This is a genomic window from Sneathiella marina (assembly GCF_023746535.1).
In the GTDB taxonomy this organism is placed as follows: domain Bacteria; phylum Pseudomonadota; class Alphaproteobacteria; order Sneathiellales; family Sneathiellaceae; genus Sneathiella; species Sneathiella marina.
Window position 1 is genome coordinate 750726 of sequence record NZ_CP098747.1, and the last position, 19652, is coordinate 770377.

Annotated in this window: 20 protein-coding genes; 4 read left to right on the forward strand and 16 right to left on the reverse strand. The window is 46.7% G+C overall.

Features of this window, described 5'->3' with window-relative positions; all coding sequences use genetic code 11:
• Entirely contained in the window at positions 1-633 is a 633-nt protein-coding gene (locus NBZ79_RS03620) for a LysE family translocator (RefSeq protein ID WP_251935612.1), read from the forward strand.
• Here the strand turns inward: NBZ79_RS03620 and NBZ79_RS03625 are convergent.
• The gene (locus tag NBZ79_RS03625; protein WP_251935614.1) at positions 617-1534 is read right to left on the reverse strand and encodes a LysR substrate-binding domain-containing protein; all 918 of its coding nucleotides are present in this window, start codon (positions 1532-1534) and stop codon (positions 617-619) included. The two genes, NBZ79_RS03620 and NBZ79_RS03625, sit on opposite strands and share 17 nt — an antisense overlap.
• Positions 1535-1645: 111 nt before the next feature.
• Between NBZ79_RS03625 and NBZ79_RS03630 the strand changes: the two genes are divergently transcribed.
• The gene (locus NBZ79_RS03630; RefSeq protein ID WP_251935616.1) at positions 1646-2317 is read left to right on the forward strand and encodes a glutathione S-transferase family protein; all 672 of its coding nucleotides are present in this window, start codon (positions 1646-1648) and stop codon (positions 2315-2317) included.
• Between the two features lie 3 nt (positions 2318-2320).
• On the opposite strand, the gene NBZ79_RS03635 is transcribed toward NBZ79_RS03630, so the two are convergent.
• The 5 genes from NBZ79_RS03635 to NBZ79_RS03655 form a co-directional block, all read right to left on the reverse strand.
• On the reverse strand, positions 2321-3544 hold the full coding sequence (locus NBZ79_RS03635) for an adenylate/guanylate cyclase domain-containing protein (RefSeq protein ID WP_251935618.1): 1224 nt from the start codon (positions 3542-3544) through the stop codon (positions 2321-2323).
• Complete coding sequence (locus tag NBZ79_RS03640) at positions 3531-5117, reverse strand: DUF427 domain-containing protein (protein ID WP_251935620.1); 1587 nt, start codon at positions 5115-5117, stop codon at positions 3531-3533. The genes NBZ79_RS03635 and NBZ79_RS03640 overlap by 14 nt, the downstream gene beginning before the upstream one ends.
• Positions 5118-5217: 100 nt before the next feature.
• The gene (locus NBZ79_RS03645) at positions 5218-5856 is read right to left on the reverse strand and encodes a YbhB/YbcL family Raf kinase inhibitor-like protein (protein ID WP_251935621.1); all 639 of its coding nucleotides are present in this window, start codon (positions 5854-5856) and stop codon (positions 5218-5220) included.
• Between the two features lie 69 nt (positions 5857-5925).
• Positions 5926-7479 (reverse strand): acyl-CoA carboxylase subunit beta, encoded by a 1554-nt coding sequence (locus tag NBZ79_RS03650; protein ID WP_251935623.1) that lies wholly within the window; start codon positions 7477-7479, stop codon positions 5926-5928.
• A gap of 197 nt (positions 7480-7676) precedes the next feature.
• A complete protein-coding gene (locus NBZ79_RS03655) occupies positions 7677-8318 on the reverse strand; it encodes a TetR/AcrR family transcriptional regulator (RefSeq protein ID WP_251935624.1) in 642 nt (213 codons plus the stop codon).
• Between the two features lie 112 nt (positions 8319-8430).
• On the opposite strand from NBZ79_RS03655, the gene NBZ79_RS03660 reads away from it, so the two are divergent.
• Positions 8431-10158 carry an alkyl sulfatase dimerization domain-containing protein gene (locus NBZ79_RS03660; RefSeq protein WP_251935626.1) on the forward strand — a complete coding sequence of 576 codons (1728 nt, stop codon included), beginning with the start codon at positions 8431-8433 and terminating at the stop codon, positions 10156-10158.
• Positions 10159-10191: 33 nt separating this feature from the next.
• Here NBZ79_RS03660 and flaF read toward each other — a convergent pair whose 3' ends face one another.
• The 5 genes from flaF to NBZ79_RS03685 all read right to left on the reverse strand — a co-directional run bounded on the left by flaF (position 10192) and on the right by NBZ79_RS03685 (position 14119).
• A complete protein-coding gene (flaF, locus tag NBZ79_RS03665; protein ID WP_251935628.1) occupies positions 10192-10569 on the reverse strand; it encodes a flagellar biosynthesis regulator FlaF in 378 nt (125 codons plus the stop codon).
• A 68-nt stretch (positions 10570-10637) separates the two neighbouring features.
• Positions 10638-11435: a flagellin gene (locus NBZ79_RS03670; protein ID WP_251935630.1), complete on the reverse strand. Its 798-nt coding sequence runs from the start codon at positions 11433-11435 to the stop codon at positions 10638-10640.
• A gap of 265 nt (positions 11436-11700) precedes the next feature.
• A complete protein-coding gene (locus NBZ79_RS03675) occupies positions 11701-12486 on the reverse strand; it encodes a DUF1217 domain-containing protein (RefSeq protein ID WP_251935631.1) in 786 nt (261 codons plus the stop codon).
• Positions 12487-12596: 110 nt separating this feature from the next.
• Complete coding sequence (locus NBZ79_RS03680; RefSeq protein WP_251935633.1) at positions 12597-13400, reverse strand: flagellin; 804 nt, start codon at positions 13398-13400, stop codon at positions 12597-12599.
• A 332-nt stretch (positions 13401-13732) separates the two neighbouring features.
• Positions 13733-14119 carry a flagellar biosynthesis repressor FlbT gene (locus NBZ79_RS03685; RefSeq protein ID WP_251935635.1) on the reverse strand — a complete coding sequence of 129 codons (387 nt, stop codon included), beginning with the start codon at positions 14117-14119 and terminating at the stop codon, positions 13733-13735.
• A gap of 219 nt (positions 14120-14338) precedes the next feature.
• On the opposite strand from NBZ79_RS03685, the gene NBZ79_RS03690 reads away from it, so the two are divergent.
• Positions 14339-14623: a DUF6460 domain-containing protein gene (locus NBZ79_RS03690; RefSeq protein ID WP_251935636.1), complete on the forward strand. Its 285-nt coding sequence runs from the start codon at positions 14339-14341 to the stop codon at positions 14621-14623.
• Positions 14624-14629: 6 nt separating this feature from the next.
• On the opposite strand, the gene NBZ79_RS03695 is transcribed toward NBZ79_RS03690, so the two are convergent.
• From NBZ79_RS03695 to NBZ79_RS03715, 5 genes are all read right to left on the reverse strand, one after another.
• A complete protein-coding gene (locus NBZ79_RS03695) occupies positions 14630-14962 on the reverse strand; it encodes a TraR/DksA family transcriptional regulator (RefSeq protein ID WP_251935637.1) in 333 nt (110 codons plus the stop codon).
• Positions 14963-15047: 85 nt separating this feature from the next.
• Positions 15048-16064 carry a 2-oxoacid:ferredoxin oxidoreductase subunit beta gene (locus NBZ79_RS03700; protein ID WP_251935638.1) on the reverse strand — a complete coding sequence of 339 codons (1017 nt, stop codon included), beginning with the start codon at positions 16062-16064 and terminating at the stop codon, positions 15048-15050.
• Between the two features lies 1 nt (position 16065).
• Positions 16066-17937 carry a 2-oxoacid:acceptor oxidoreductase subunit alpha gene (locus NBZ79_RS03705; RefSeq protein ID WP_251935639.1) on the reverse strand — a complete coding sequence of 624 codons (1872 nt, stop codon included), beginning with the start codon at positions 17935-17937 and terminating at the stop codon, positions 16066-16068.
• A gap of 301 nt (positions 17938-18238) precedes the next feature.
• Positions 18239-18832, reverse strand: coding sequence for a TetR/AcrR family transcriptional regulator (locus NBZ79_RS03710; protein WP_251935640.1), 594 nt, complete (start codon positions 18830-18832; stop codon positions 18239-18241).
• A gap of 64 nt (positions 18833-18896) precedes the next feature.
• A complete protein-coding gene (locus tag NBZ79_RS03715) occupies positions 18897-19649 on the reverse strand; it encodes an AsmA family protein (protein ID WP_251935641.1) in 753 nt (250 codons plus the stop codon).
• Positions 19650-19652: the final 3 nt, after the last annotated feature.

The following is a 19652-nucleotide window of genomic DNA, read 5'->3' on the forward strand; positions in this document are numbered from 1 at the left end:
ATGATTGTAGAAGGTACTCAAGTTGCCCTTTTCATTTTGTCCGCAATTGTCCTTAATTTAACACCCGGCCCAGATATGTTGTTCGTGACAGCCAGTGGTTTGAAACAAGGACCGAAAGCAGGCCTGGTTGCCGCGCTGGGGATTACAGGTGGGTCACTGATCCATGTGGTTTTTGCGGTTATTGGGGTGACTGCGATATTCAAATCTTCTGAGCTGGCATTCGATATACTGCGTTATGCTGGAGCCGCATATCTATTATGGATTGGATTTAGAAGCTTTAGTCAACGGGCTCTTGATCTCAGCCAGCCGCAGTCATCGGTATCGAAACTGTTGATTGTCTTCCGACGTGGCGTACTGACAAATGTTCTTAATCCTAAGGTAGCTCTATTTTTCATAGCGTTTCTGCCGCAATTCCTTGACCTATCGGCGGGGTCGATCGCGATGCAAATTTTTATCCTTGGGGGTATATTTAATTTAACCGGTTTAATAGTTAATGGAGGGGCAGGATTGTTTGCCGGAGGCGCCGGCCGATTATTGCTGCAGCATCCTGCGACGGGTAAATGGGTGTCCCGCGTCTCAGGGTCTATATTTATAGGTCTGGCGGCTCATCTTGTTTTCACTGAGCGTCCGTAATCATTCTTGAAACGGTTGAATTATCGGTAACTTCTTCATGAAGCCAGTTACAAAAAGCGGCAATATGAGGATGATCGCGCACGCCGGGTGGATAGATAATATACATGGCAAAGGAACTTGGAATTGTGATTGGCGACAGCTGAACTAGGCGTCCTTCCTCTAATTCTTGCTCGATAAGGGAGCTACGCCCCAAAATGATCCCTTGACCTTTAAGAGCAGCTTGAACGGCTATGCCGGTATCGTCAAAAAGTGGACGATCAGAAATCCCGAGATCGGGAAGACCCGCTGCCTCAAGCCATCGTGTCCAATTACTCCCGTCGAGCTCGTCACTGATGACAAGATTGTCCCTGAGCTCCAGAGGGTTTGTTAGGTCGATACGTTCGCTCAATGCCGGGCTTCCGACCAAAATTAGATCATCCGTTAAAAGCAATTCGCTTTCAAGCGGTGGCCAGTTTCCCTGTCCATATCTTAAGCCAAAATCCACACCCTCATTCGGCAGATCAACGAGGCGCCTCGTTGTTAATAGCCGAATATCTACCTGTGGGTTCGACAGTTGAAATTTATTAAGCCGTATTACCAGCCAATGAATGGCGAAGGAGGGAAGAACCGTTAGTGTGATGTGGCGCGTTTGTACTTTTTTCTCAAGAGCTTCGACACCCGCCCTGATATGGGAAAACCCTTGTTGTATCTGAGTAAATAGCTGATGGCCTTGAGTGGTGAGGGCTAATCCAGTAGTTGATCGAATGAAAAGTTGCGTGGCAAGGTGCTTTTCCAATTGTGCAACTTGTCGGGAGACGGCGCCATGGGTTACACCCAGCTCAATCGCGGCATGACTTAGGTTGAGATGCCGGCCGGCAACTTCAAAGCTTCTGATCCAATTCATAGGAGGGAGAGGTGTCATGAAAACTTTCCTTGTACATCATATCGATGTTAAGAAATATCATATTGGTTTTGCTAAAAATATGCTTTAGAAGCCATTTTAGTAAGAAAAATTTTAATACCAAGGAAAAAAATGTCAGAAATAGTACTGGTAATTGGCAATAAGAGATACTCATCCTGGAGTTTGCGGGGGTGGCTTGCTTTAAAGAAATCTGGACTCAAATTCGAAGAAATTCTGGTACCTTTGTATCGGGAAGCTTCACATGCGGAGTTAAAGATTGCCAACCCCCTTGCACCGCCCAAAGTGCCCTCTCTTAAAATTGGAGATAAGGCGATCTGGGATACTTTAGCCATCTGTGAATTTGCCGCAGAGCAGGCTACTGACGTAACATTGTGGCCTGAGGATACTTTTACCCGCGCTCATGCGCGCTCCGTTGTTGCTGAAATGCATTCCAGCTTTGTCGCATTGCGAGAATTTATCCCTATGGATTTATTGAAGAAGATACCCTATCAAAAACTTCCGGAAGAAGTTGAATTCGATATTCAGCGCATCTTTGAAATCTGGCGTCAATGTCGAGAAAAATATGCTGATGAGGGCCCGTTTCTTTTTGGGCAATTTACGCTCGCAGATATCTTTTTTGCGCCTGTAACTGTTCGCTTGCATAGCCATTCCGTTCCTTTGGATGAAATCTGCAAATCCTATTTTGATACGCTTTGGGCGCTGCCCGAGTTTCAGGACTGGAGAGCCGCGGCTGAACGAGAAGAGTGGGTTATTGGTGACGCAAATAATTATGAGGCCCAATAAGGGTCATATTGAAGCTTTGGGAGAGAAGACGTCGATTGGATCTATCAAGCCAGGAATAGTTTGTGATGGAAAATTCTGCCATTCAACAGCTATTTTTTCGGCGATATTTGTGGAAACCAGAATAGTCACTCCCAGTTCTTTCGTAAGGTCTTGCAAACGGCTTGTCATATTCACGGCGGGTCCGATGACCGAAAAGTCCAGTCGTTCCGTAGCGCCGATATTTCCAAACATAACCGCCCCATGATGAATGCCAATACCATATCGCAAGTCGCGGGCATTTGAAGGATGCTCCCGTAAGGCTCTGCTGCCTTCAAGTGCAGCATCAAGTGCACGTTGGGCCGTCTTGGAGATTGTTGAAGTACTCTCTGTTGGAAAGATAGCCAAAAAACCATCTCCCATAAACTTCAGGACCTCGCCCCCTTGTTCCATTACCGCTTCTGCCAGACATTCAAAGAACTGATTAAGCAGGGCTAGATAGGCGGGCATTTCCATACTATCCGCGAGAGCACTGGAAGAGCGTAAATCGCAAATCCAAATCACTGCATCCGTCACGTCACCGTCCCCGCGCTGGTTCTTACCATCCAGAATTTTTTCGCTGGCGAGTGGGCCTAGATAGGCCCCTAAGACATCGGTCAGTGTTTCTTCACGCTTCGCAATTCGTGCTGCACCTGCGAATAACGGGACGAGTCGACGCAAAATTTCTTTGTCTTCTTCAGTAAATCCTCCCGCCTTATCCGTGACCCAGGAAGATATTAAGCCGTCGCTTCGTTTCAAGGCAGTCTCAAAATTTCCGAAAGGCGTGAGAAATGCAATATAGTCCGTTGCACCAATTTCTTTGAAATCAGAGAAAACTGGGAAAAGCTGAACATTCTTGGGATCTGTCAGGTCAAAACTCATTTCCTGCAAAGATCTTTCAATCATGTAAAATAGGGGGCTTCTGGTCCAAATTAGTCGATCCGATTTAGCACGCGGTTGTGAATTGGTATTTAACTCTCCGTCGCGATACCAGGTGTGATCGGTATGATCAATAAATGGATGTAGCTGCCGCATTGTGACGTGAGAGCGCAATAGTGGAAATAAATTCAGGTCTATCAGTTTGCTAAATTCGCTGAACGTTTCGGTCAGCTTCATTTCTCCCAGCATTTGCCGGGTGAGCCATCTTTCGATGGTTTTTATATTATTTTCCGATGATGCCTGGTTGCCCGGGGTAGACTTATGCAGATTCAAGGGAATAAAGCTCCATACTGTCTTTTATACCCTTCAAGGTAAAATCGCCGACCCGCTGTGTGAGGGTCGGAACGAAACCAGCAACCTCATGAGACATGAGAACGGATTGACCAACCTCTTTGCACGTTTCCCCTATCCGTGCCGCTTGGTTGGCGGCTGATCCAATAACTGTAAAATCCAGACGTTCCATGCTGCCGACATTGCCATACATGACCTCGCCAAAATGCAAACCAATGGTGCACCGAAGAGGGATTGATGTTTCCTGACCCGATAGCGCGCCTAAAGTATCCTGGGCCGCTTGAACTGCGGCCGTACAAGCTTTTCTGATCTCTTCAGTATTTTCTGAAGCCGTCGGGAAAATAGCCAAGATAGCATCGCCAATAAATTTCAGGACATCCCCTCCATTATCATGGACTGACGCCGCTGACGCATCGAAAAATCGATTGAGCAGATCAAGATATTCCATTTGATCCAGTTTTTCGGTGAGTGCCGTTGAATCACTTAAATCACAATAAAGAATGGCAGCTTTTATGGTTTCACCATCACCTCTTTTTACCGACCCATTTAAGACCTGATGTCCGGCGGATTTCCCCAGATATGTTTCCAGCAGTGTGCGAGAATCTGCTTTAACCTTGTGCACTTCATACATCCGGCTGATGAGGGGAAGGGCTTCAAATATCTGTCCTAAATCTGATGTTGAAAATCCAGCCGGGTGGTCTGACGTCAATGTTAGATTGTGAATAAAACCATCAGAAAAAGGAAGAGGGAGTGCAACATAATCCGTGGCTCCTTGATCCTTCAATTCCTTCATAATCGGAAATTCAAACTCTTCTTTTCCTGTATTCAATCTTTCTCGAATGCCGCCTAACCCCTGAGATACAAGCCTCATTGGGCTTTTGAGATAAGCTTCATTGCCTAAACTAACATGTTCGAATTCTCGTTCAACAATGGAATCATCTTCTCTGTTCCAAATATACGCACGACCCGCCACTAAGGGATGTAATTGGCGAAGGGCAACGTTAAGTCGGCTTACGGGAATACCTGTCTTTACAAGTCGGCGGCCAAGTTGTTGTGTAAGCTCCATATGATCCATGGCGCTCCAGGCTCCTCGAATGAGCCAATCCACAAGGTTTTTAGGATCGGAAAGCATAAGGTTTGGGGAGAGAAATTGCTCTTCAACCTCGCCAACGATCCAGCGATCAATCGCGTTCCCATAAAAGGCAATGTGATTCTGGACCAGCTCACCTTCAAACAGTGGCTGCTCGTAAGACCAAGCAGCTGGATCAACACGTTCCCCATCTAATTCCAGAGCCCAGTGGGAAGCGTTGCCTTTAAAGGGGCAAAACGTGCGAAAATCGGTGCGAATGAAATGTCCCATCGTGACATCTTTGCGGGGAATATAGTAAACCGGCACATGATGCGTTTCATGCACAATGAGCGCTTCGGTCGTATCGACAAGGCATATCGCGCCCTTGAAACCGCGAATACGATCCCCAGCCTCGGTGACTGAGATGCTATACTTCTGAACTGTTGTCTGTTGGTCTTCCGCAACGATTGTGGTAACGGCGGTCATTATAAATATTCCCCATACAACATACCCTCTTCATCAGATAGGAAAAAACCGTATAAATACAAGGATACTCTTATACCTCAGCCAGGGGCACTGATTTTAGTCAGGCAGGAATATCCGGATTTAGGCTATAGGTACCTACCCGTGATCCTTTGGCCAGAATATGTCCTTCCATAGCTGTTAGGGCGTCCGGTCCGCCAAAAACACCAGATAACCCAAGAGTTTCAACGTCCAGCGCGTAAACAGTTATGTGATAATGGTGGACGATGCTGTCATTCCAGGGCGGACAGGGCCCGTCATATCCACCATAGTTACCGCTCATGTCCGGATCTCCGGCAAACCAGTCTGTATAATTGTTGATGCCGCGGATCCCATAAGGCATTGATCCCGGTGCTTTTCCTTTTGGGGTAATACCATCGGAATCTTCACCTTCGGCGATATTAAATTGGGTGGCTGGAATATCAACAAGGACCCAGTGGAAGAAGTCGACACGTGGCAAGTCTGCAGGAATGAGGCGATCCTCCTGATTGACATCTTCCCCAGAAGAGGGGACGTCAGAATCATGACAAATGAGAACAAAAGATTTTGTTGAAGAGGGCGCGCCGCTCCAGCTGACGGACGGGTTCTTATTGTCACTCAAAGCAACATGCCCTTCAGAAGCCGGAATGCCGAAGGCAAATTTCCCCGGAATTTTTCGTCCGTTCTCCCACCCGTCTATTGTGACTTTCAAGATTGCCGTCATGATCATTTTCCTTTTTATATCTGAAGGTATTTCACGATGCTATCAAAGTGAAGAGGACGCGTAAATCCATCAAGGTCGAAAACCAAATGTAACAGGGCCTTTCAAGCTTTCCAGTTTAGGCTCTATCCACTCAATCCATTGGCAGAGTGCCGGCCTTGTCTCACGTGGATCAATGATGTCATGAATATTAAAGCTCTCGGCTCGCGGGAAAGGAGACTGTTGCGCAGCGAGTTGGTCTTCAAGCTCAGCGCGAAGCTCATCCGGCTTTTCCGCTGCCTCAATTTGCCGACGAAAAGCAACAGCAACGCCGCCTTCCACCGGAAGTGCGCCCATTTCTGCACTGGGCCATGCAAGAACATATCCTTCATCACTGAAATGCGCTGCGGCGGCAACACCGAACGTTTTTTTTATGATAACGGTTGCCCAGGGCACAACCGACATGACAGCTGCTGCAACTGCCGATGTGCCATATTTTATGGTGCCATCTTTTTCCGAATCCGGCCCGATCATGAAACCAGGCTCGTCAGTAAAATTAACAATTGGAATATGAAAGGTATCACACAGTTCAATGAAGCGCCGAACCTTCTGAGCCGCGTTTGCGCCCATGGCGCCAGCATAAAAGCGGCAATCATTTCCAATCACACCAACAGACCGTCCGTTAAGTCGGGCAAATGCGGTTAGGAGGCTGGGACCGTAAGCTTTCCCCATTTCAAAATAGCTTCCGTCATCAATCACCAATTTGATCAACTTACGCATGTCGAAGGGTAGGCGTCGATTTTTGGGAACGATTGACAGCAATTCTTCGGCCTTTCGATCGACAGGATCTGTTGTGGGCCGGCGTTTTGAAAGCTCCCACACATTGTTTGGAAGATAGCTCAGGAAAGTCTGCATTTGATTGAAGGCATCTGTCTCGGTTTTAGCAATGTTGGCGGCTACCGCGTTGCGGCTGTGTATCTGCGCGCCGCCCAGCTCCTCTTTCGTCATGCTAATATCAAGCGCCCGTGCAACAAGGGCCGGACCCGCGATAAGTATTTGCGCTGTCTCCCGTGTCATCACAGAAAAATGGGATGCCGCGAAGCGAGCCGCCGGAAAACCTGCCACTGGCCCCAAGGCGGCTGAAACTACGGGGACTTCTCCCATAACTTTAGCGATGGAATGAAATCTTGGCTTTTCAAATACCGGGCTACCAACAGGTCCGCTACTTCCCTTGCCTTTGGAGACACTGCCGCCACCGCCTTCAAGCATGCGAACCAACGGGACCCTATATTGCGACGCAAGCTCCTCTGCATACACGCTTTTCCGAAGGCCTGCTGCATTGGGTGAGCCTCCTTTGAGGGTAAAGTCTTCACCCCCAACAGCAACTCTGCGACCATCAATGGTTCCAAGTCCTGTGATGTAATTTGCCGGAGAAAAAGAGGTCAGGTTTCCAGCATCATCTCGTTCCGAGGCGCCGGCGATCCGGCCATGTTCCTGAAAGCTATCCGCATCCAGGACGCCGTCAATACGTTCGCGAATTGTCAGGCGACCCTTGGCATGCTGAGTGGCAACAGCCTCAGCGCCTCCTTGTTCTTGTGCCGCGTTACGCATTTGCGTGATATCTTGGGCTTCTTTTTCCCAGCTCATGGTAGATCCCTTCCAATTTTTAGGAAGAGTACAATGTTCGATGGATATAAATCGATAAAAAAGGTCGCGATAGCATGATTAATTCAGCTTGGGGAAGATTGCAGGCATCACGAACTTGTTCAGCACTCTGCGCGGAATTCAGTTACCGTCAGAGTTGATCAGATGCATTTTGTTTTATGGCTAGTTTTATATTGGACTTATCGTAAAGGAAGCTTTCCCGTAATTCTTTGTTTTGTCTCTGCGTCCAGATAAGGACTAAGAACCATATATATCTGCTGTGCACCCTGTTCTATCTCATTTTTGGTGATGTCCTTGTCGGATTTACCAATTTGTAAATACCGAATCCAATTCAGGGCGATGATCCAAATGTTTGTTGCTAAATACTCTGCGGTGGACTCGTCCAGCGGTGGATCATTTGCAGGGAGTTTTGAACCCGCAGTCAAGATCGTATGTTTTAAAAATGCTAATGTTGCTTCCCGGCGTAATAAATATTGTTCCTGCAGCAGGGGATCGTTTCGGAGTATCTGAACCAAATTGCCGTAAAAGAAACGATAGTCCCAGACCACCGTCATCCAGTTCTGCAATCCGTTGATAAGGATGTCTTCAAATGTTTCCTGCTCATCAGCTGCCGCTAATGCCTGCGTCGTGGCCTGATTTATTTCAGGGAAGATAGATCTGATGATCTCCTCTTTGTTTTTGAAGTGATAGTAAAGGTTTCCAGGACTGATTCCCAAATGCGCCGCGATTTTATTCGTTCCTACATTTGCTGCGCCGTGAAGATTGAATAATTCCTTTGCTGCCTGAATGATTTTCCCTTTATTGCTGGATTTACTGGTCATATTTTAACTTTTATGGTTGCCGAACAATTTTCGATATGCGTATATTGCCATAATTAGAGTAAAGTATCTAGTATCTAATTTTAAATATGACAGGTAATCGGGAGAAGATGACATGAAGCAATTGAGTTTGGTGGGTGTATTTCTTGGAGGTGTTTTCCTGTCTGCATGTGATGAGCCAGCCGAGCTATCAAAACCGCAAACACAGAGTGCAAATGAACGGCTGGTTGCGCATAGCAATGAATTTCGACCTGAGGTTATCAAAGTAGCAGATAATATGCATGTGGCTGTGGGATATGGCTTGGCAAATTCCATTCTAATTGAAGGTGATGATGGCATTGTCATTGTCGATACCATGGAAAGCGTTGAAACAGCGAAAAAGGTTAAGGCTGAATTTGACAAGATTACGGATAAACCGGTGAAAGGCATCATTTATACTCATAATCACGCCGACCATATACTGGGATCCGCCATATTTGCCGCAGATGATAATCCGGACGTTTATAGTTATGAAACCACACCTGAACATATTGACCATATATTGCAAGTTCTGCGCCCCATAATTTACAAGCGGGCAATGCGTCAGTTTGGCTCATTGCTTCCAGAGGGGGACGTTATTAATGCCGGTATCGGACCGTATCTGGAATCTGGGCCGGCGAGTAAGGTAGACCTCATACGACCGACGAAAACATTCTCTGGTGATATGACAGAAATTGAAGTAGCCGGTATAAAAATGGAGTTGCATTTTGCCCCTGGGGAAACACCGGACCAGCTATTCGTCTGGCTTCCAGATCAAAAAATTCTTTTACCCGGTGATAATTTTTACCGGAGTTTCCCTAACCTTTATGCCATCCGCGGTACCGCCTATAGAGATGTAATGGATTGGGTTAAGAGCCTGGACAAGATGAGGGCATTGAAGCCGGAAATTCTGGTGCCAAGCCATACTCGGCCGATCCATGGCGAAGCGGAAATATTCCAAACACTTACTGATTACCGGGATGCCATCCAGTTTGTCCATGATCAAACTATCCGGGCCATGAATAACGGCCTCACTGTTGATGAGATTGTAGAAAAGGTAAAGCTGCCACAACATCTCGCTGAAAAACCATATTTGCAGGAATTCTATGGGCGCGTTGACTGGTCGGTGAGGTCAATCTTCAATGGATATTTGGGCTGGTTCGGTGGCAACGCAACCCATTTACAAAAATTACCGAAACACCAGCAAGCAGAGTATATGGCCGAGCTGGCAGGTGGCACGGAAAAATTGAGGGAGCAGGCTATTGCAGCTGCGGCAGCGGGGCGTACACAATGGGCGTTGCAGCTTGCGGATAATTTGCTGGTGATTGATGCGCAAGACGATATCGCTTCCGACGTAAGACGGCAGGCCCTTTTAAACCTTGCAGAGAAGGAAATCAGTGCCAACGGCCGTAACTACTATTTGACGCAAGCGGCGGAACAAGACGGTTTTAGGATCATCCAGCCCGACCCGTTCAATATTACCGCAAAAATGCTGGCAGACTTCCCCATTGCCCAATTTATGCAGGCAATGCGCGTTAGCTTGGATTCTGATAAAGCAGCTGAAGTAGATACGATAATTGGTTTCGAATTTACCGATACCGGTGAGACGTTTGGCATCCATGTGCGAAAGGGTATCGCTGAAGTGACCGACGGATTTCCGGAGAATCCGGAAGCATCTCTCAAGACTGAATCTTTGGTGTGGAAGGAAATTTTAGCGAAGCGACGTAACCCGGCAGTTGCATTTGCATCTGGTGACGTTGATATCAATGGAAGCATTATTGATATGCTGGGCTTTTTATCATTGTTCACGCCTCCAGAAACTTAACGGACAGCTCTGGTGGCTTTGCTTTTCTTATTGCTATTGCGTAGCTTCAGCTTTAGGGGGCTGGGCGGAAGTTGCGGGTTTTAAGCCTTCCATTATCTGCTTATTGACGGTGATAAGCGGTGCGAGCTCCGCTTCCCCTCGCATGGCTTGGCTGCTATACCGGCCAACCCACAAAGCAATTGAAAGAAGTTGTCCTTTTAAGGCAAGGGGAAGGCCATTCTCTTCCGACGTAAGATCTCTTTGTAATGTAAGCCAGAGCTGCCTATTATTGGCAACAGCCTTGACTCGCTCAACGTGATCTTCTTCCCCAACTTCTTCCATAGCTCGTGTGAATAGTGCGAAAGCCCGGTACTCGGTCTGTTTCGGATCTTCCGTATTCTGGTTCGCCTTTTGATAAGCAGCTACAGACATTTTTCCTCATTATTCCTTATTGGTACTTGATACTAGTATTCGAGAATTTTATTACGAAATTCTTACTTTTACTGGAATAACTGTAGAATTGACTGTGGCCGTGCATTGGCAATGGACAGTGATTGGATGCCCAGCTGTTCTTTTGTTTGCAGTGACTGAAGCTGTGCACTAGCTTCGGCAAGATCCGCATCAACGAGAATGCCGAGACCTTCTTTCAGCTTATCAGTAAGCAACTGGGTGAATTCAGCCTGACTGTCCAAGCTGTTTGCAGCTGTACCAAGGGCTGTCATTGCGTTACCGACGGCTAATTCCGCGGCTCCCAAAGCAGTAAGAGCTGCAGCCGGGTTTGTGAGGTCGAGCGTTGCAATTCCCAGCGTCGCAAGACGGAGGTCCTGATTGGCAATGGTTTGAGTAACGCCACCAAGTCCGGTTAGAACATCCAGATCCGGGCTCGTGCCATCAATAAGGTTCACACCATTAAAGACAGTCTCATTCACAACAGACGTAATTTGCGCGAGTTGTGCGTCAACTTCGGCCTGGAGGATTGTCACATCCAATCCGTCATTAAAGGCTTGAGTAATTTTTTGATTGATATCAATGAGAGCATTGGAAATTTGCAAAACACCTGCATTACCTGTGCTAACAGTGGCTTGGCCAAAGGTAAGGCCTTCTTCAATTGCTTCAAGGCTTGCGATATCGCCCCGCATTGCCTGACCAATCGTAAAGGACGCTGGATTGTCTTTTGGCTCGGCAACCTTCAAACCGGTTTCGATTTGCCGTTGAGTGTTTGAAAGCGCGTTCTGCGTCAAAGACAATGTCCGCAAAGCCGCCATGGCTGAAGGATTAGTGTTAATAGAAAGACCCATTGTATTCTCCTGTCGTGTCTTAAAGCGCAATACCTAAATTGCAGGAATTATTCACAACGATAGAAGCAAAGGGCGTGCCAGTTTTTAAAAACCCCGGAAAACTGCGAAAAATGACAAGGGAAAGAGATTGTTTGGCGGCAAAAAAGGACAGGTTTATCCTCTTGCTAGGTACAATTTTCTTAGCTTTGGTGGGTAAAAAGAGGCGCTAAAACTAATAGGATGAGTGGCTCGGTTGTCCGGAAAGAGGCGATTGGCCGTGATGCGGCTATACGGAAAAGTCGATTTGAAGCGGAGCTGGACCGACAAATTCACCGTTTCCAATAGGTTGGAAAAGGGACAGCATGGGGTTAGCTGTCGGATCGTTATTATTGACCTGCGTGAAGATCAGAAATCGGTCAATCATTTCGTCAATTTTTTCTGGATCCTTAAAATCTTCAACGTCGACCATGCGTTCAAGACGTTCCAATTGTTGGTCGAAGGATAGGCCTTGAAAACTCTCCGGCAGGCCAAGGCCAACTCTGACAACTCTCATGAGCGCCTTATCAGCGATGATCTGGGTGACAGTCTCAACATCTCCCGCCAGCCGTTTGAAATACATCGCCTCTCGAACGCCGTCGGCATTTTCACCCTGATATTTTTCATACTCGTTGGTCTTGTACCCTGTTAAAATGGCATCGACGTTATCCTGCTTTTGAAAAAAGTCTGGATCGCTATTCAACGGATGAAGAGCTTCGGCGAGTTTTGTCCAACGAGGTTCAGCCAGTCTGTTGACGAGGCTTTCTTCGTTTGTTGGCGATTCAGTCAGGATTTTTTCGACCATGGCCGGCTTGTCAATTTCGCTTTCCAGCTGGAATGCAGATAGGACCATGTTCAGGACAACCCGATTTTTCATCAGATCATCGACAGATCTGATGCTGGTAATATCTTCGCTGAACGTTACCAGATCACGCACTACTGTCGGCTGAGCCTCAAACGCCTTTGTTTGAGATTCCTTTAGCTCATACGCCAACTTATAGTATAGCAGCGGGTTATTGTTTCCTGATACTTGCATATCCAGACCTGATAAAACAGCGGTTGATGTTCATTTTAACCGAGGACTAGTAAAGAGGGCGTTAACAAAAAAAGGCGGCCATAAAGACCGCCTTCTTGAGATGGTAATTTTTAACGGAACAGTGACAAAATCGTCTGAGGAGCCTGGTTGGCAATACTCAGTGATTGTACGTTCAGCTGTTCTTTCGTCTGCAATGCTGTCAATTCAGCAGCAACGGCTGCCATATCCGCATCAACCAAAGCACCCAGACCTTCTTTCATTGAGTCAGTCAGAAGCTGAGTAAATTCACCCTGGCTTTCCAAGCGACTGGCAGTTGTACCAATATTTGTTAATGCAGCACCAACAGTAACCTGTGCGGCAGCAATATTTGTCAACGCTGTGGTGATGTTTGCAGCTGAGGTAAAATCAGTCGTCAGAGCAAGAGTGGTGGCATCCAGATTTGTTGCTGTATATGTCAGCGAACCACCGGCCAAATCTGTCGGAACGGTCAGTACATCTGTACCGGCGTTATCGATCAGGTTCACACCGTTAAACTCAGAACCGCCAGCAATCGCTGTAATCTGCGCCAGAACAGCTACTGCCTGAGTAGATAGAATTGTGTCATCGAGACCACCATTTTGTGCTTGGGTGGCAAGAGTTTCCAGTTCTGTCAACTGTTCAAGAATAGATGTGGCACCAGCCATTGCAACACCGATGGTAGCTTCACCGAAGGCGATACCTTCACTAATGGCACCCAAAGCACCAATATCGGAACGCATACCCTGAGCAATCACGAAAGTAGCAGGCGCATCTTTTGCACTGCTGACGCGAAGACCAGTTTCAAGCATTGTTTGAGTTTTGGAAAGATCGTTCTGCGTCATGTTAAGCATGCGCAGACCTGACATAGCATTGGCGTTAGTATTAATTGAAGCCATAATATAAATCCTCATTTTAGAGACGTCGCAATTGCGACCAATCAGCTCGTTTGAGCCCCGGTTTTCTTCGAAACCGTGGATTGACTATCTCCGGCATTTGCTAACAAAAAGTTAATTGCAGCCTTATTTGGGAATTTTATGAAGATACAAATATGCAAAAGAGGCCAGAAAGCAGCCTTTCCCTTACGTATATCACCAGATAGGAAGACTGAATTATTTGGATTTATTTTTTAGGATTGTGGAATTTCAGGGTAAAATTAGACAGACAAATTCTGTAATTTTGTTGAATCGAGATAATATTATGGCTGGATTAAACCTTGTGGAAGATCGATTCAGGTTTCAGTTTGATCCGTATTCATTCGTTTGCGCAATAATTTAAGGGCAGAGTAATAGTTCTTTTCGCCCACTAAGCCGACAATTTCAAAAATTAATCCGCGATCTGCGACATCAGTCGTCGAAAGGAACGCGACTTGGGCAGCGTCTTGAAAGCTTTTGTAATGGCTGGCATGATTATCCGGCTCAATATACATCAGCTGAACAAACATATAGACATTTTGCAACGGGGTTTCTACGTCGTTGGGCAACAGAATATCCCGTTCGCGCATTACTGCAGCATCATTTTCGAGTGAAAAATGCATGGCTTTGTTGCCGGTGTTTGTTAAAACGGCGCCATTGACGATAATCTTCTCGCCGGCTGGAATGCGAAACTTCAACGACATTTAGGGATCTCCAATAGACAGTAAAGATGGCCGTACTATACCAACAGTCGCAGAATGTGCAAAACAGCATTGTAAAATTGGGATAATAATAAACGTTGCCTGCACGCATTCTAGATAATCAGAATTTATTTCTGGTAACAATACCGATGCTGTCTATATGATTAGTAAGGTATGTTGGCAGCGATTGGCTTATCTTGAGAATTTTTGTTAGGGATTTGTATGTCAAAAAACGTGGGCTCACTTATATTGAAGCTGGTCATAGGCTCGTTTTTTGTCGGATGGTGTTTGACGCTTTTTGATATTACGCCACTCGATTTACTCAAAGATTTAACGGGGACCATTGGGCAAATCTACGCGACAGCCCTAGATACGGTGCGATGGGCCGCAGACTATATTTTACTTGGTGCAGTTATAGTGGTTCCTATTTGGGCGATCGTCGCAGGATTGAATTATGTCCAGAAGAAAAGTCTGCGTAAATCGTCACAATCTAAGAAGCCTGATTAGGCAGAATCACTTAACGGTGGCACAGTCGATACATAAAGGGGTACTTGGATCCAATTCCAACCTCTTTTCTGAAATCTCTTCGTCGCAACTTGTGCAATACCCATAGTCACCGCTTTCCACCCGAACAAGCGCAGCGTCAATTCTGGATATTTCATTCTGGCGACGACGTTCCGTTTCTTGTGCCATGGCCTGACCCTGTAAAGCATCCATGCGTGATAGCCGACCGACGCGCGATTGATCCAGCTCCACTGGCCTGCTGTCCTCTACGCTCGCCTGCATGATTGATTGGAGTTCTTCCCGGCGGGAGAGGAGAATATGCCTCCATTTTTTCTTTCCCATTTGTGAAGGTTACTCCAACTTGGCAAATTGCGCAAAAAAGGGCCCAACATTGAAAAGTTGGACCCTTTTGCTAAAACAATCAGCCTCACACCCGCCAGGTAGGACCTTTGCGCAGTAAGGCATCGATGGAAGGTGTTGTCGCATCTTGTGCCGCATCCATCTGCTGGGTTATCCCATTTTCATAGGTCTCAGCGGGGTCACAAAAAAGGACACCCATTGCAACGGGTAGTTCATCGCCGTCCATCTCCGCCAGCATTGTCGCCAGAGAGCGGTTTTTCTCGTCATGAACGAGAATATCATCTTCCGTTACGCCATTCTCTCCAATTGTTACCGCTTCCAAAGTTAGCGTATTGGTATTCAGTCGTATGCCCATATTCTTGTCGGCGCCAAAAATCAGGGGATGTCCGTGCTGTACATGAACTTGTTTGTCTGCGGCAACGTTCCGCGCCAGAACATTATCGAATACCGCGTCATTATACACGATACAATTTTGCAGTATCTCAACCATAGATGTGCCCTGATGGGCATGCGCTCGTTTCAAGATCTCCGGCAGAGTTTTTTGCGTATCGTATCCACGGGCAGCAAATCGAGCGCCAGCTCCCAGAGTGAAAACCAGAGGCTTCAACGGACGATCAACAGATCCCGTAGGGGAGGACGGTGTTCTTAAGCCAATTTCCGATGTTGGTGAATACTGTCCTTTCGTCAATCCATATATTTCATTGTTGCAAAGCAAAATCTGAATATTCACATTCCGACGCAAAACATGAAGCATGTGATTGCCACCAATGCTGAAGCCGTCTCCATCACCGGTTACCATCCAGACGTCGAGGTCTGGATTGGTTATTTTAATGCCCGTAGCGAACGCTGGTGCGCGGCCGTGAATAGTGTGAAAGCCGTATGTTGACATATAATATGGAAAACGCGAAGAGCACCCGATACCGGAGACAAATACGTATTTTTCCTTCGGTGTGTCAAGATCAGGCAATGTCCGTTGAACGGCTTTTAAAATAGCATAGTCACCGCAGCCTGGGCACCACCGGACTTCTTGATCAGAAGCAAAATCCGCCGGTTTCAGTTTTTCACTTGGAACAGCAATATTCATTTTAACTCTCCAACGCCAAATCAATGGCGTCTTCAATCTCGGTAATCTTGAAAGGTTGGCCTGTTACTTTATTGACGGGTTTTGCATCGATTAAAAATTGATCCCGCAGAACGGTTTTGAGCTGCCCGTCGTTCATTTCCGGAACAATAACCTTTTTAAATCCGCGGAGGAGCGTTTCAAGGTTTTCGGGGAAGGGCCAGATATGGCGTATGTGAATATGAGAAACATTCTTGCCCTCAGCAAGCTTGTTATTTACGGCGCGGCTGATGGGGCCATATGTTGAGCCCCAACCAACAACGGCAAGGTCACCTGTCTCATCACCAGATTCGACAATTTGTGCTGGAATATCTTTCGCAATTCCCAAAATCTTATTGCGACGGATATCGGTCATTTCCTGATGATTTGCGGGCTCATAGGAAATGTTCCCGGATCCGACTTCTTTTTCAATGCCGCCAATTCTATGCTCTAATCCAGGTGTTCCCGGAACCGCCCAGGGCCGTGCCAGGGTTGCGGGATCTCGTGCAAATGGCAAAAACCCTTCCGGATCAATATCGCGATTTACCGGAAACGGCTTTTTGTCAGCGACGGTCGGGATGAGCCATGGCTCTGCAGCATTCCCAATATAACCATCCGTCAAAAGCATAACCGGGGTCATGTATTTTGCGGCCAGCCGGCAGGCTTCAATCGCCACATCAAAGCAGTCAGCCGGGCTTCTAGACGCGAGAACAACAAGCGGCGCATCCGCATTCCGGCCATAAACAGCTTGATAAAGATCAGATTGCTCGGTCTTTGTCGGTAACCCGGTAGACGGACCAGCACGCTGTGAATTTACAATGATGAGTGGAAGCTCCGTTGAAATCGCTAGGCCAATAGCTTCCCCTTTTAACGCAATACCCGGACCTGAAGAGGAGGTAATCCCCAATGCTCCGGCATAGGATGCGCCAATTGCAGAGCAAATAGCAGCAATTTCGTCTTCAGCCTGAAAGGTCTTGACCCCGAATTGTTTCATCTTCGCCAGTGAATGTAAAACGGGAGACGCGGGCGTAATGGGATAAGAGCCGAAGAAAATTCTCAGATCTGCAAGTTCAGCCCCGGCAACAAGCCCCCAAGCAAGAGCTTCGCCACCAGTTATTGTTCGGTAAAGCCCCGGAGGCATTTCAGCGGCAGGGATGGAATAAAGCTCAATTCCGTCACCAAGCTCCGAAACTTCCCCAAAGACATGACCGGCGTTGAGTGCGGCAATGTTAGCATTGGCAATCTCAGGACGGCTGGCAAATTTTTTGTTTAGCCAGTCAACGGTATTTTGCCGGCTTCGGCCATAAATCCAGAATATCAGCCCCAGCACCCAGAAGTTTTTACAGCGAAGGCCTTCTTTTTGGGAAAGGCCGAATTCTTTCACTGCTTCCAGAACAAGCTTCGCAATATCTATTTTTAGTACTGAAAAGCCATCGAGTGATCCATCTTCCAGTGGGTTTTCCAGATAGCCCGCTTTTTTCAGGTTGCGATCCGTAAATGTCCCACTATCAACAATGATCGTGCCGCCGGTTTTCAGTCGCGCAATATTTACCATCAAAGCCGCGGGATTAAGCGCAACGAGAACATCCGGGACATCGCCATGGGTTTCAATTCGGCGTGAGCCAAAATTTATCTGAAAAGCAGAGACGCCAAAAGTTGTTCCAATAGGGGCTCTAATCTCCGCCGGAAAGTCAGGAAAGGTTGCAAGGTCATTTCCGACCAGGGCTGTTGTGTCAGTAAACCGGCTACCGGTGATTTGGATGCCATCACCAGAGTCTCCCGCAAATCGAATAACGACTGAGGGTACCTCTTTTCGATCAGAGGAGTTAGGGCCGGATTTTATTGTTAATTCGTTCAACTTACTTACTCGCGTTACACCCGAATATCTTCATCAAGTTTGGTAATTGGCCTTAATCAGCAGTTTAGCGCGTTTTCTTACTAGTAATCAACGCCCTATATTACTTGCCATTTCAAACTCGGATCGAGGGTTCAGATTAGTATATGGTTCAAAGTCAGAGAATTCCAAGAATGAGCTGGAACTGTTTTACTGCAGCATACATATCGTCGCCACCTGTAAATTACAACCCTATTTCATATAAATTAAATGTAAAAAAAATATTATACATATTTATATAGTGAATTAACTGAGCAGCAGGATGTCAAACAAGTTTCTCTTTGAGAATTCGGACGAAAAACTCGCCGATCTGCGCAGGCGATTGCCCACCCGGCCGGTACCAGCTACTTGACCAGTTTAAGGAGCCAAGCAGACTAAGGCGCAGCAATCCTTTATCGACGCTTTCCGGCAGCGGTAAATCATCAATTAGATCCATAAACAGATTATCGTAACTATCCCGAATTTCGATAAGCCGGCTGCGAAGGGTAGGTGACGTGCGGGAAATGTCCGCGCAAAGAAGGATAGAGAAATTATTTCCACCAAATAGAGTATTCATATGTGCCACCGCCGCAAGGGTGAGGCGTTCCCATGGATCAGAAACACCTTCTGTTGCGACAAGGACTGAATTACTTATGAGCCGCCGGCCTTCTTCGTATGTGGCAATGATCAAATCGTCTTTCGACGGGAAATGATAGTACATAGATCCGGCAAGCATTCCAGCTTCACGGGCGATGTCGCGCATTGAGGTTGCATCATATCCACGTTGATTAAATAAGTGAGCAGCAGCGGCCATCAATTCCTGTCGTCGATTATCGCTACGATATTGCCCTTCTTCCTTTGCAGGAGTTTTTTCGGTCACAGATTATCCCTAACAAACAGTTGTTGGTTAATCTTTATGCCGATTTGAAGGCGGCTCAGCAACTTTAATCTTTGAAAAGCTCTTTCAGGCGATCTATTGCCCCTTCCGTCTCGTCAGCCGCGCCTTTCACGATATTGCGCATTTGATCTGATAAATTGAGATCCGTTGACACAGCAGCCACTGTTATTGCACGGAGGAGGGGGGTGTAGACTTCATCAACAAGTGCAGCAGGGCCAATTCCGTCCTGATCTCGCCCGATATCCTGCAGATGAATATCGTCCAGCACAGCCGTTACTTTGTTTCCAGTCAATCCAGTTGCCTGAACAACAACGACGGCATTGGAAATATACACGTCATTGACGATGAATTTTTTTTCTTGAGTATTCCCAGAGCCAACCGCTTGAATTTTTTCCTGATCGACAGCAGCCATTATGTTTTTTCGGATAGTGCGCAGATTGTCGCCGTCTTCGGTGATTTCATAAATTATCTCTGGTGCTTCAATTTTGATCCGCTTTATGACCATAGTGTCCTGACTGATGGTTTCAGGGTCAATTTGTAGAATTATATTGGGAAAGGAAAAGGCGTTGTCCGGACTAAAACCGACAGGATTACCAACAACCAGATTGAAAATTGTTGCATCGCCAGATGTCGGTGAAAATTCTGCTTCCTGAACGGTTACCGGTGATTTAGTAATTTCCGAGCCGTAATTTTCTACGGCACCCTGGATCACACTGCCAATGGAACTATAGACATATGCAATGGCTCCGCAGAAAAGCAGAACCAATAAAGTGACGGAAATGATGACGCCGCGTTTCATGCT